The sequence below is a fragment of the Paenibacillus sp. GbtcB18 genome, from assembly GCF_019091125.1.
Taxonomy (GTDB): Bacteria; Bacillota; Bacilli; order Paenibacillales; family NBRC-103111; genus Paenibacillus_F; species Paenibacillus_F chitinolyticus.
Genome location: NZ_JAGXJX010000003.1, coordinates 319,877 through 334,894, shown reverse-complemented (window position 1 = coordinate 334,894; position 15,018 = coordinate 319,877). Strand labels below are relative to the sequence as shown.

At 56.9% G+C, this 15,018-nt stretch carries 1 protein-coding gene; it reads left to right on the top strand.

The genetic code is table 11. From position 1 onward, the window contains the following. Positions 1-38: 38 nt before the first annotated feature. Positions 39-14,954, top strand: a complete 14,916-nt coding sequence (locus tag KVT34_RS11930) for a non-ribosomal peptide synthetase (RefSeq protein ID WP_217558844.1) — start codon at positions 39-41, stop codon at positions 14,952-14,954. Positions 14,955-15,018 lie beyond the last annotated feature (64 nt).

Below are 15,018 nucleotides of genomic sequence, written 5' to 3'. Positions count from 1 at the left end.
CGCCGGATCGCTTTTTTTAACGAAAAGAGAGGGGAACGATGAAGGTGGCTTTTGAAAAAGAAATCCTTTTTTGGAACGAAAAATTTTCAGGTGAAGATGATTCGCTTACCCTGCTGCCGTACAGTAAGGCTCCGAGCCATGCGGCTCCAAACGTTCAGTCCGTTTCCGGAACTTTGTCCGGCGCGGCGGCGCAGCGGGTCATTCAGATGAGCAAAGGCGCGCCTCTGGCCGCCTATATGATTTTGCTGGCGGGAGTTCAAGTCCTGCTGTACAAATATACGGGTGATTCCGTTGTTCTTGTCGGCATGCCGGTTGTGAAGAAATCGCAGGAGACGCGGCGGCCCATCAATCATACGGTCATTCTGAAAAATAGGATCGACGGCGAGTCCACCTTCAAATCGGTGTTGAACGAATTGAAGGTTTCTCTTCCCGAGGCTATCCGGCATCAGCAGATTCCGTTTCTCAAAATGACGGAAAAGCTGGAGCTTCAATACACGGACGGAGTGCCGGTCGTCAACACGCTCGTTTCTCTGAATGAGCTGCACGGCACGGATGTCGGCGGGAATGTCGTCTGTGATTGCCTGTTCCAATTCCGTCTGGAGGACGGTTCGATCCATCTACAAATCGGGTACAACGAAAATTTATATCACGCGGGCTTTATGACCAGGGTGGTCGATCATCTGGACCGTTTGTTGGCGGGCGGTTTAAATAACCTTGATCAGGAAGCGGCGGGAACGGCTATGCTGTCTTCGGAGGAAGAGCATCGGCTTATTCAAGCTTTTAACGAGACGGAAACGGACTATGAGTCGGAAAAAACGATTCACGGCCTAATCGAGGACCAGGCTGTACGGGTTCCGGATGCGACAGCGGTGGTTTTCGAACAGGAACGTCTCACTTACCGGGAGCTGAACGAGCGGGCGAACCGGCTGGCGCATACGCTGCGTGCGAAGGGTGTGCAGCCGGATCAGCTTGTCGGCCTGATGACCGGACGATCGCTGGAAACGGTCGTCGGTATTTTAGCGGTGCTGAAAGCCGGCGGCGCGTACGTGCCGATCGATCCCGAATATCCCGAGGAGCGCATCCGCTACCTGCTGGAAGATTCGGGCGCAAAGCTGCTGCTGACTCAGCGGCGACTGCTGGACCGCGTTCCCTATGCGGGAACTGTATTGGCGCTTGACGACGAGAGCTCTTACAGCGCAGACGGCACCAATCCGCAGCCGGTTAACGGGCCGGACCATCTGGCCTACGTCATCTACACGTCCGGAACGACGGGCAAGCCTAAGGGCGTGATGGTGGAGCACCACGGGCTGGTCAGTTTGAAGAACATGTTCCGGGACACGCTCGGCATCACCGGATCGGACAGAGTCGTCCAGTTCGCCAGTTTGTCGTTCGACGCGTCGTGCTGGGAAGTGTTCAAGGCGCTGTTTTTCGGAGCCGCCCTCTACATTCCGACGTCCGACACCATTCTTGATTATCAGCTTTTCGAACGCTACATGGACGAGAACGGCATTACGGCCGCGATCCTGCCGCCTACGTACGCCGCTTATTTAAACCCGGATCATATGACGGGGCTCCAAAAGCTCATTACCGGGGGCTCGGCCGTATCGGCCGAATTCGTACAGCAATGGAAAGACAAAGTGCGGTATTTCAACGCCTACGGACCCACGGAAGCTTCGATCGTCACTACGGTCTGGGCCGCCGGACCGAACGATACCGGCTTGAAGTCGGTTCCCATCGGCCGTCCCATTCATAATCACAAGATTTATATCGTGGACAAGCACGGACAGCCTGTGCCTGAAGGAGTAGCGGGTGAACTGTGCATTGCAGGCGTCGGTCTGGCGAGGGGATATTTGAATCGCCCCGAGCTGACGGAGGAGAAGTTCGTCGACAACCCTTTTGCCCCCGGCGAGCGGATGTACCGGACCGGGGATTCCGCCCGCTGGCTTCCTGACGGGAACATCGAATACATGGGCCGGATCGATCACCAGGTGAAGATCCGCGGCTACCGGATCGAGACGGGCGAGATTGAAGAACAGCTCCTGAAAATTCCGTCCGTACAGGAAACGATCGTCATCGCCCGCGAAGAAGAGAGCGGACTGCAATTGTGCGCTTACGTTGTGGGAGACCAATCGCTGACTGTCAGTGATCTTAGAGCAGCGCTGTCGCAAAACTTGCCGGGTTATATGATTCCGGCGCATTTCGTTCAGCTGCCGAGAATGCCGCTGACGCCGAACGGGAAAATCGACCGGAAGGCGCTGCCTGCCCCGCAAGGAAACGCGCTCGGTGGAGGCGAATATGTCGCGCCACGAAACGAAGCGGAGCAAGCCCTTGCCGACGTTTGGAAGGCCGTGCTGAATACCGAACGGGTCGGAGTCACGGATCATTTCTTCGAGCTCGGCGGTGATTCCATCAAGTCGATTCAAGTTTCCTCCCGGCTGCACCAGGCCGGCTACAAGCTGGAAATTCGCGACTTGTTCAAATATCCGACGATCGCGCAGCTCAGCCCGCACGTGAAGCCGGTCGCCCGGAAGGTCGATCAGGGGGAAGTGACAGGAGTCGCCGTTTTGACTCCTATTCAGCAGTGGTTTTTCGAGCGTGAATTCGCGGATGCGCATCACTTTAACCAATCCGTACTGCTGCACCGCAAAGACGGCTTCGATGAGACGGCTATCCGCAAAGTGCTGCAGAAGTTAACGGAGCATCACGATGCGCTGCGGATGGCGTTCCGCAAAACGGAGCAGGGCTATACGGCCTGGAACCGCGGAATCGGGGAAGGCGAAATGTACAGCCTGGAAATCACCGATTTCAGGGAGGCTGCAAATCCGGGAGACGCGGTCGAAGCGAAGGCGAACGAAATTCAGAGCGGAATCGGATTGGAAGACGGGCCGCTCCTAAAAGCGGGCCTGTTCCGCTGCGCGGACGGCGATCATCTGCTTATCGCGGTTCATCATGCCGTCGTGGACGGTGTATCGTGGCGGATCTTGATGGAAGATATCGCGCTCGGGTACGAGCAGGCAGGCCGTGGAGAAGACATCCGTTTTCCCGCGAAAACCGATTCCTACCTTGCCTGGTCGGGGCAGCTTGCGGCCTACGCGCAAAGCCCGGACATGGAGAAGGAGAAGGCCTATTGGCAGAACGTGGAACGTACACCCGTGTCTTCTTTGCCGAAAGATATGGATGCGCGGGATTCCCTGCAGCGGGACAGTGAATCGCTCTTTGCCGTCTTGACTCCCGACGAAACGGAGCTGCTGCTGAAACGGGTACACCGGGCCTATAACACGGAAATGAACGATATCCTGATTGCCGCTCTGGGAACAGCCGTACAGAAATGGAGCGGACATGACCGGATCCTTGTAAATTTGGAAGGCCACGGGCGTGAGTTCATCGGAACGGATATTGACATTACGCGTACGATAGGCTGGTTTACGAGCAAGTTCCCCGTTGTGCTGGAGCCGGAGAGCGGCAAAAACTTGTCGCATCAAATCAAAGCGGTAAAAGAAAGTCTTCGCCGGATTCCGAACAAAGGGATCGGATACGGGGTATGCCGGTACCTTTCGGAGAAGACGGACGGCATGGTATGGGGGGCCGAACCGGAAATTAACTTTAACTATTTGGGCCAGTTCGACGACGATCTGCAAAATAACGAGATGGGCCTATCGCCGTATCCCGGCGGCAGCCCGGCAAGCGACCGGCAGGCGCGCAGCTTCGTGCTGGACATCAACGGCATGGTGCTGAACGGTTCGCTGTCGCTTGACCTGAGCTACAGCCGGAAACAGTTCCACAAGGCGACAATAGAGAGACTGGTTTCGCTGCTGGAACAGAGCCTCCGTGAAATCATCGCCCACTGCGCGGCTAAAGAGAAGACGGAGCTGACGCCTAGCGACGTACAGTTTAAAGGTCTGACCGTTACGGACATGGAGCGGATTGCCGAAGACACGGCGCCTATCGGCGAAATCGAGAATATCTATACCCTCACGCCTATGCAGAAGGGGATGTGGTTCCACAGCGCAATGGACCCGCAGACAGGCGCCTACTTCGAGCAAGCGCGTTTTACTCTGCTGGGTGAGTTGAATGTCGATGTTTTCTCCAAAAGCTGGGCCGAATTGGCTGCGAGGCATGTCGTGCTGCGGACTAATTTTTACAGCGGCGCTGGAGCGGATCCTTTGCAAATCGTGTACCGGGATAAGCCCGTCGGGTTTGAATATGAAGATCTGCTGCAGCTGGATTCCGTGGAACGCACAGCCTATACCGATAAGAAAGCGGAAGAAGACAGGCTACGGGGCTTTGATCTGGAGCGGGATGCGCTTGTGCGTGTCACGGTTCTCCGGACGGATGAACACCGCTATCACGTGCTGCTCAGCTTCCAGCACATTTTGATGGATGGCTGGTGCTTGCCGCAGCTTACGCAGGAGTTGTTCGAAACTTACTCGGCCTTTGTCCGGAATGAGAAGCCGGAACGTATCGCTTCAACGGACTATAGCCAATACATCGAGTGGCTGGAGAAACAGGATGAAGAAAGTGCTTCCCGCTACTGGTCCGGCTATCTGGAAGGGTATGACGGACAGACGGAGCTTCCCAAAAAGACCGATGCGAAAAGCGGACCGTTTCTTCCGGAACACGTCGTTTGCGAGCTGGGCAAAAGCTTGAGCGAACGGATGGAGCGGGTGGCCAAGCAGCAGCAGGTTACGTTAAACACCTTGCTGCAATCGGCATGGGGCGTCGTTTTGCAAAAGATTAACGGGACGGGGGATGCGGTGTTCGGCAGCGTCGTCTCTGGGAGACCGGCTGAGATACCGGGAATCGAAGAGATGATCGGTCTTTTCATCAATACGGTACCGGTGCGGGTAACGAGCGAGCCGGATACGTCTTTTGCCGAGGTCATGGCCAAGGTGCAGGAGCAGGCTCTGGAATCCGGCCGCTACGATTATTATCCATTGTATGAGATCCAGGCACGAAGCTCCCAGAAGCAGGATCTTATCCACCATATTATCGCATTCGAGAACTACCCGATGGACGAGCAGATGCAGCAGGCGAGCGGCAGCCAAACGGGCGGTCTGACTATCACCGATGTCGAGATGGCGGAACAGACGAATTACGATTTTAACATGACGGTCGTGCCAGGAGAAGCCATTGAAATACGCTTCGATTACAATGCGGGCGTATTTGCCAAAGCGGACATCGAGCGTTTGCGGGGACAACTTCTGCATGTGCTCGAACAAGTCGTGAACGATCCCGGGGTCAAAGTGGGCGATTTGGAGCTTGCGACGGCGGCTGAAAAGTCGCAAATTATTGAAGCGTTCAACGACACAACGACGGAATTCCCGCGGGATAAAACCCTTCATCAGCTTTTTGAGGAACATGCGGAGAGGATACCGGATGCAGTGGCGGTCGTATTTGAGCAAAAGGAACTTACGTACCGCGAGCTGGATGAGCGGTCGAACCGCTTGGCACGGACGCTTCGGGGCGAAGGAGTCGGACGGGACTGTCTCGTAGGCATTGTTGTCGAACGTTCGATCGAGATGATCGTCGGCATTATGGCCGTGCTGAAAGCGGGCGGCGCTTATGTACCGATCGATCCGGAATACCCGGAAGAACGTATCCGGTACCTCATCGAAGACTCGGGCGCCCGGGTGATGCTGACGCAGCGTCATCTGCAGGAACGGATTCCGGTCCAAAGAGTCGTGATCGTACTGGATGAGGAAGGGTCTTACCACCCCGACGGGTCGGAATTGGAACGAATCAACGAAACGGCCGATTTGGCCTGTGTGATCTATACCTCGGGGACGACCGGAAATCCGAAAGGAAACCTGGTATCGCACCGGAACATTATCCGGATCGCACGAAATACGAACTATGTCGAGATTACGGAGCAGGACCGGGTTCTTCAGTTGTCCAGTTATTCTTTTGACGGGTCGATTTCCGACATTTTCGGCGCTTTGGTCAACGGGGCGGGCCTCGTTCTCATTCCGAGAGAGATCATGCTGGAAATCGGGCAGCTGGCCGAGTTGATCGAAAGGCAGCGGATCACGGTTTCGCTCATAACGACCGCTTTTTTCAACGTGCTCGTGGATGTAAATGTGGATTGCTTGCGGCATATGCGGGCCATTCTGTTCGGCGGAGAGCGTGTTTCGGTCGGTCATGTCCGTAAAGCGGTCGCTCATCTGGGTCCAGGCAAAATCATTCATTTGTACGGCCCTTCGGAGAGCACGGTGTACGCGACGTACTATGTGGTGAACGAAGTGGCCGAGGATGCCGTGAATGTTCCGATCGGTCGTCCGATCAGCAATACGACGGCTTATATCGTGGATGCCCGCAACAATCTGCAGCCGATCGGTGTAGCCGGGGAGCTGTGCGTGGCCGGCGAGGGCCTGGTCCGGGGCTACCTGAACCGGCCTGAATTGACGGCGGAGAAATTCGTGGACAATCCTTTCGTTCCCGGAGAACGCATGTACCGGACCGGGGATGTGGCGAGATGGCTGCCGGACGGAACGATCGAATATGTGGGCCGGATGGACGATCAAGTGAAAATCCGCGGCTTCCGGATCGAGCTTGGCGAGATAGAGGCACAACTGCTGAAGGTGGAATCCATCCGGAAAGCGACTGTAATCGCCCGTGACACCACCAGCGGAGACAAACAGCTTTGCGCCTATTTCACGGCGGACGGCGAGCTGCAGGCAAGCCGGTTAAGAAGCGCCTTATCCCGGGAGCTTCCGGGGTATATGATTCCTTCTTACTTTGTCCAGCTGGAGGAAATGCCGTTAACGACTAACGGCAAGGTGGACCGTAGAGCGCTCCCGGCGCCGGAACTCAGTTTGCAGGAGGGGACGGAGCATACGGCACCACGGACCCCGCTGGAAAAGGATCTGGCCGCAATCTGGCAGAGCGTACTCGGACTCGAGAAAGTTGGCGTGAAGGATAATTTCTTCGAACTCGGAGGACATTCTCTGCGGGCGACAACGCTTGTCAGTCGGATACGTAAAGAGCTTCACGTAGATTTTCCACTGAAGGATGTCTTTGTTTATTCGACGATAGAAGAGATGGCTCAAGCGATTGCAAACCTGACGCAGCTTTCGTTCTCTTCAATCCCTAAGGCAGAGAAAAGCGATTATTACCCGCTATCTTCCGCGCAAAAAAGGTTGTTCATCCTTCAACAGCTTGAAGGGGCGGACCAAAGTTACAACATGCCGGGAGCTTTGCTGCTGGAAGGAGCGCTGGACCGGCATCGATTCGAAGAAGCGTTCCGTGGACTGATCGCCCGTCATGAGACGCTTCGCACCGGTTTCGGGATCCTAAACGGGGAAGCGGTGCAGCGGGTATACAGCGACGCGGACTTTTTCGTGGAGCATATCCGGGCAAGCGAAGAAGAGGCGGGCGAAGCCGTGCAGAAGTTTATCCGGCCGTTCGACTTGGCGACGCCGCCTTTGCTCCGGGTTGGCTTGATTGAGCTGGCGGAGGACCGGCATATTCTGATGTTCGATATGCATCATATCGTGTCCGACGGCGTTTCGATGGATGTGCTGGTGGAGGAGTTTGTCCGGCTGTACAGCGGCGAAGAGCTGGAACCTCTGCACATTCAATACAAGGACTACGCGCTATGGCAGCAATCGGAGGCGCAGAAAGAACAGTTGAAGCGGCAGGAAGCTTACTGGCTCGATGTTTTCCGGGGAGAGCTGCCCGTACTGGAGCTGCCTACGGATTTTGCCCGTCCGGCCGTACAGAGCTTCGAAGGACAGACACTTGAATTTTTTGTCGACGCGCAGAAAAGCGAAGCTTTAAAACGTCTTGCGGCAGAAAGCGGCTCGACGCTTTATATGGTGCTGCTTGCCGCTTATACGGTACTTTTGCATAAGTATACCGCTCAGGAAGATCTGGTCGTAGGGACTTCGATTGCCGGAAGAACCCACGGGGACGTGCAACCGCTGATCGGAATGTTCGTCAATACGCTGGCAATCCGCAATTACCCGGCCGCCGGCAAAACGTTCTTGTCCTACTTGCAAGAGGTCAAAGAAACGACTCTGAGTGCATACGAGCATCAGACCTATCCGTTCGAGGTGCTGGTCGAAAAAATACAGACGGCCCGTGACTTGAGCCGTAATCCGATTTTCGATACGATGTTCTCTTTGCAAAACCTGGAGAACAAGGAATTTGAGCTGGAAGGCCTCAAGCTTACTTCTTATCCGAGCGAGTACGGCATGGCGAAGTTCGACCTCAGCTTAGATGTCGTGGAAGAAAGCGGCGGTCTAGAATGCAGCTTGGAGTATGCGACTTCCTTGTATAAAAAAGAAACGATAGAACGGATGGCGCGGCATTTCGAGCAACTGCTCGGTGCCATCGCCGAGAATCCGGAGGCAAAAATTGCCAACCTGGAGCTGCTTACGCTTTCGGAAAAAGAGCAGCTGTTCGAAGGATTCAATCCGGCCATGTCTGAGCTTCCGCAGGTGCAGACGTTCCACCGGCTCTTCGAGGCACAGGCGGTACGGACTCCCGATGCGACGGCCGTTGTCTATGAAGACAAGCAACTGACCTACCGGGAGCTGAATGAAAAGGCGAACCGACTGGCGGCAACGCTGCGCGCGGACGGCGTCGGCAGAGAGTCGATCGTCGGCATTTTGGCCGAGCGTTCGGTGGAGCTGCTCGTCGGCGTGATCGCCGTATGGAAAGCGGGAGGCGCGTATGTGCCGCTTGATCCGGATTATCCGGCCGACCGCATCCGGTTTATGCTCGAAGACAGCGGGGCGGCGGTGCTGCTGACGCAGACGTCTCTTAGAGAGGGCGCCGAGGCTTGGCTGGAAGCTGAAGAGACGGCGCTGCGCACGATCCTTTGTCTGGACGACGAGAAGTCGTACAGCGGGGATGGAGAGAATGCGGCTGTCGGAAGCAAGGGTGTGGGGAATGCGAATGACAGTGTAGAGGGTTCTCGGGTGTCTGCGGGTCAAGGAGGCGGCGCTACGTTGAGCAGCATGGCTGACAGTGCAGCATCCGGCAGCTTGTCCGCATCAGGCACACCGAACGGTGTCCCGGCCGAAACCCAGCCGCACGATCTCGCCTACGTGATCTACACGTCGGGCACGACGGGACGGCCCAAAGGCGTCATGATCGAGCACCGCAGCCTTGTGAATACAGCCGCCGCCTACCGCCAGGAATACCGGCTGGACCGCTTCCCGGTCCGCTTGCTCCAGCTCGCGAGCTTCTCTTTCGACGTGTTCGTCGGAGATATTGCGCGGACGCTGTACAATGGCGGCACTATGGTCATCGTGCCGAAAGACGACCGGATCGACCCGGCCCGTCTGCACGGCTGGATTCACGAACAACAGATTACCGTGTTCGAATCGACGCCGGCGCTGATCGTGCCGTTTATGGAACATGTGGCGCAGCACGCGCTGGATATGAGCTCGATGGAGCTGCTCATCACCAGCTCCGACAGCTGCAGCGTTGGCGACTATCGCGTGCTGCAGGAGCGCTTCGGCTCGCAGTTCCGGATCATCAACAGCTACGGCGTCACGGAAGCGGCGATTGATTCGAGCTTCTACGACGAGCCGCTGGCGAAGCTGCCGGAGACAGGCAGCGTGCCGATCGGCAAAGCGTGGTTGAACGCGAGGTTCTACATCGTGGACGCGCACCTGAACCCGGTGCCGGTCGGCGTTCTGGGCGAGCTGTGCATCGGCGGCCCGGGCGTGGCACGGGGCTACTTGAACCGACCGGATCTGACGGAAGAGAAGTTCGTGGACAGCCCGTTCGTCACGGGCGAGCGTCTGTACCGCACGGGCGACCTGGCCCGGTGGACGGCGGACGGCAATGTGGACTTTATCGGGCGGATCGACCACCAGGCGAAAATCCGGGGCTACCGGATCGAAACCGGCGAGGTCGAGTCGCATCTGCTTCAAGCGGACGGCGTCCGCGAAGCGGTCGTCCTCGTCCGTGAAGACGGCGGTGGCCAGAAAGCGCTGTGCGCGTACTTCACGGCTGACGGCGAGCTTGCCGTGAGCAGTCTGCGAAGCGCGCTGGCGCAGGAACTGCCGGGCTACATGATTCCGTCGTATTTCATCCGGCTGGAGCGGATTCCGCTGACGCCGAACGGGAAAGTGGACCGCAAGGCATTGCCGGCGCCGGAAGCGGGCGCAGACGGCGGCGCGGAATATATCGCGCCACGCACGCCGCTGGAAGCGAAGCTGGCCGCCATCTGGCAGGACGTGCTCGGTCTACAGAAGGAAATCGGCATCCGCGATAACTTCTTCGACCTCGGCGGACATTCCCTGCGGGCGACTACGCTTGTCGGCAAAGTGCACAAGGAACTGAACGTCGATCTGCCGTTAAGAGACGTTTTCCGTCATTCGACGGTTGAAGAAATGGCGGCGGCAATTGCCAACATGGAGCGGCAGGAGCATGTCTCCATTCCACTTGCCGAAGAGCGGGAATATTATCCGCAATCATCGGCGCAGAAGCGGTTGTACATTCTCAACCAGCTTGAGGGAGCGGAGCTGAGCTATAACATGCCGGGAGCGCTGCTGCTCGAAGGGGCATTGGATCAGAACCGGTTCGAGGAAGCATTTCGCAGACTCATCCAGCGCCACGAGACGCTGCGCACGGGCTTTGAAATGGTGAACGGGGAAGCGGTGCAGCGAGTGTATGCGGACGTGGATTTTTCCGTGGAACGTTTTTCAGCGGCCGAGGAAGAAGCGGCAGAAACGGTGCGGGATTTTGTCCGTCCGTTCGATTTGGCCAAACCCCCTTTGCTGCGCGTAGGATTAGTCGAAATGGCGGAGGAGCGGCATATTCTGATGTTCGACATGCATCATATCGTGTCCGACGGAGTTTCGATGGATGTGCTGGTGGAAGAGTTCGTCCGCTTATACAGCGGAGAAACGCTGGAGCCGCTGCGCATTCAGTATAAGGACTACGCTGTCTGGCAGCAGTCCGAAACGCAGAAAGAGCAGCTGAAACGCCAGGAAGCTTACTGGCTTAACGTTTTCAGGGGAGAACTGCCGGTGCTGGAACTGCCGACGGATTATGCCCGTCCCGCCGTCCAGAGCTATGAAGGACAGACGCTCGAATATTTCCTCGAAGCTCAGAAAAGCGATGCTCTGAAGCGGCTTGCGGCGGAAACCGGAACCACGCTTTACATGGTTCTGTTTGCGGCGTATACGGTCATGCTGCATAAATATACCGGACAAGAAGACCTTATTGTCGGCACACCGATAGCGGGCCGAAACCACGGTGATGTGGAGCCGCTGATCGGAATGTTCATTAATACGCTGGCGATCCGCAGCTATCCGGCCGCAGAGAAAACGTTCCTCTCTTACTTGCAGGAGGTCAAGGAAACGACTCTCGGCGCGTATGAGCACCAGAATTATCCGTTCGAGGAGCTCGTGGAAAAGGTACAGGTTGCCCGGGATTTAAGCCGCAATCCGCTTTTCGATACCATGTTTACGCTGCAAAATACGGATAACAAAGACTTTGAACTTGAAGGTCTCCGGCTGACCTCGTATCCGAGCGACAGTACCATGGCCAAATTCGATTTGAGCCTGGATGTAATGGAAGACAGCGGTGGTTTGGATTACAGCTTTGAATATTCGACCGCTTTATACAGAAAAGAAACGGTGGAAATGATGGCCCGGCATTTCGAGCAGCTGCTTGGTGCCATAGCGGAGAAACCGGAGGCAAAGATTGCCGAGCTGGAACTGCTCACTCTTTCCGAAAAAGAGCAGCTGTTCGAAGCGTTCAATCCGGCGATGTCCGAGCTTCCGCAGGTGCAGACATTCCACCGATTGTTCGAGGAACAGGCGGTCTCGACTCCCGATGCGACGGCGGTTGTCTACGAAGACAAGCAGTTGTCCTACCGGGAGCTGAATGAAAAGGCGAACCGGCTGGCGGCAACACTGCGCGCCGGCGGAGTCGGCAGAGAGTCGATCGTCGGCATTTTGGCCGAGCGTTCGGTGGAGCTGCTCGTCGGTGTCATCGCCGTATGGAAAGCGGGAGGCGCGTATGTGCCGCTTGACCCGGATTATCCGGCCGACCGCATCCGGTTTATGCTCGAAGACAGCGGGGCGACGGTGCTTCTGACGCAGACGCCTCTCAGAGAGAGCGCCGAGGCTTGGCTGGAAGCGGAAGAGACGGCGCTGCGCACGATCCTTTGCCTGGACGACGAGAAGTCGTACAGCGGGGACGGAGAGAATGCGGCTGACAGTGCAGCGTTCGGCAGCTTGTCCGTATCAGGCACACCGAACGGTGTCCCGGCCGAAACCCAGCCGCACGATCTCGCCTATGTGATCTACACGTCGGGTACGACGGGACGGCCCAAAGGCGTCATGATCGAGCACCGCAGCCTGGTGAACACAGCCGCCGCCTACCGCCAGGAATACCGGCTGGACCGCTTCCCGGTCCGCTTGCTTCAGCTCGCGAGCTTCTCCTTCGACGTGTTCGTCGGAGATATCGCCCGGACGCTGTACAACGGCGGCACCATGGTCATCGTGCCGAAGGACGATCGGATCGACCCGGCCCGTCTGCACGGATGGATCCAGGAACAACAGATCACCGTGTTCGAATCGACCCCGGCGCTCATCGTGCCGTTTATGGAACATGTGGCGCAGCACGAGCTGGATATGAGTTCGATGGAGCTGCTCATCACCAGCTCCGACAGCTGCAGCGTTGGCGATTACCGCGTGTTGCAGGAACGCTTCGGCTCGCAGTTCCGGATCATCAACAGCTATGGCGTCACGGAAGCGGCGATTGATTCGAGCTTCTACGACGAGCCGCTGGCGAAGCTGCCGGAGACAGGCAGCGTGCCGATCGGCAAAGCGTGGTTGAACGCGAGGTTCTACATCGTGGATGCGCACCTGAACCCGGTGCCGGTGGGCGTTCTGGGCGAGCTATGCATCGGCGGCCCGGGCGTGGCACGGGGCTATCTGAACCGTCCGGATCTGACGGAAGAGAAGTTCGTGGACAGCCCGTTCGTCCCGGGCGAGCGTCTGTACCGCACGGGTGACCTGGCCCGGTGGACGGCGGAGGGGAACGTGGACTTTATCGGGCGGATCGACCACCAGGCGAAAATCCGGGGCTACCGGATCGAAACCGGCGAGGTCGAGTCGCAGCTTCTCCAGGCGGACGGCGTCCGCGAAGCGGTCGTCCTCGTACGCGAAGACGGCGCCGGGCAGAAAGCGCTGTGCGCGTACTTCACAGCTGACGGCGAGCTTGCCGTGAGCAGTCTGCGAAGCGCGCTGGCGCAGGAATTACCGGGCTACATGATCCCGTCGTATTTCATCCGGCTGGAGCGGATTCCGCTGACGCCGAACGGGAAAGTGGACCGCAAGGCACTGCCGGCGCCGGAAGCGGGCGTAGACGGCGGCGCGGAATATATCGCGCCACGCACGGAGCTGGAAGCGAAGCTGGCCGCCATTTGGCAGGACGTGCTCGGTCTACAGAAGGAAATCGGCATCCGCGATAACTTCTTCGACCTCGGCGGACATTCCCTGCGGGCGACCACGCTTGTGGGCAAAGTGCACAAGGAACTGAACGTCGATCTGCCGTTAAGAGATGTTTTCCGTCATTCGACGGTTGAAGAAATGGCGGCGGCAATTGCCAAGATGGAACGGCAGGAGCATGCCTCTATTCCTCTTGCCGAAGAGCGGGAATATTATCCGCTCTCGTCGGCGCAAAAACGGCTGTTTATCCAGCATACGCTCGAAGGGGCGGACCAGCTTTACAACATGCCGGAAATGCTGCAGCTGGAAGGCCCGGTGGATTTTGACCGGATACAGGAAGTTTTCCGGACATTGATCGCGAGGCATGAGACGCTGCGGACCGGATTTGAAATGGTTCACGGAGAACCGGTTCAATGGGTGCACGCTCAAGTGGAATTTGCAGTCGAAACGAGCAAATCCGCAAAAGAAGACGCGGAGCAAACCGTCCGCAGCTTCGTCCGTGCGTTTGACTTGCGGATACCGCCGCTGCTGCGCGCAGGCTTGATTGAGCTGGAGCCGGAACTGCACATTCTCATGTTCGATATGCACCATATTGTGTCCGACGGTGTCTCTATGTCGATATTGGTGGACGAATTTTCACGGCTATATGCGGGAGAAGAGCTTCCTCCGCTGCGCATTCAATACAAGGATTACGCGGCATGGCAGCAGAGCGAAACGTACAAGGAACGCATACGGCAGCAGGAGTCGTACTGGCTGGAAGCGTTGGCCGGCGATCTGCCCGACGTGGAGCTGCCGGCCGACTATGAGCGGCCGCCGGTACGTAGTTATGAGGGCGCTCATCTGGAATTTGAAGTCGGTGCGGAACTCACGGCCAAGCTGGGTGATCTGGCAGCCCGGTCCGGAAGCACCATGTTCATGATTCTTTTATCCGCCTACAACGTGCTGCTGTCCAAATACAGCGGACAAGAAGATGTGATTGTCGGAACGCCCGTTGCAGGCAGAACAAATGCCGATCTGGAGCCGGTTATCGGCATGTTCGTCAACACGCTGGCAATCCGCAATCGGCCTGCCGGCGACAAAACCTTCCTTTCCCTCCTGGAGGAAGTGAAGGAATCGGCGTTGGGAGCTTTCGAGCATCAGGATTATCCGTTCGAAGAGCTTGTCGAGCGTTTGAATGTGAAGCGGGATGCCGGCCGCAATCCGATGTTCGATACGGTGTTCGATATGCAAAATATCGAGGAACATGAAGCTTCGCTCGGGACTCTTCGTCTCAAACCTTATGAGCTGGACGATCTGGAAGAAGCGAAATTCGACCTCACCTTGTTCATGACGGAAGATAGCGGCACGCTCAGCGGAGGGTTCTTTTACGGGACGAAGTTGTTCAAAGAAGCGAGAATCCGGACAATGGTCCAGGATTACTTGTACATCTTATCCCAGATTTGCGAAAATCCCGAAAACCGGTTAAGCGAGATCCAATGCCTGAAGCCTTCGAGCGGGACGAAAAGTTCGGTCGAAGCGATTGAATTCGCTTTTTAAACTAAGCCCTGCCAGGTACTAGTTGTTCATATCTGAAGAGTGTGTGCCCAAAGAAAGAGGGCAT

Bases quoted from the DNA above. Each gene is read 5' to 3' on its own strand.
- KVT34_RS11930 (WP_217558844.1), top strand. From the start codon at position 39: ATGAAGGTGGCTTTTGAAAAAGAAATCCTTTTTTGGAACGAAAAATTT.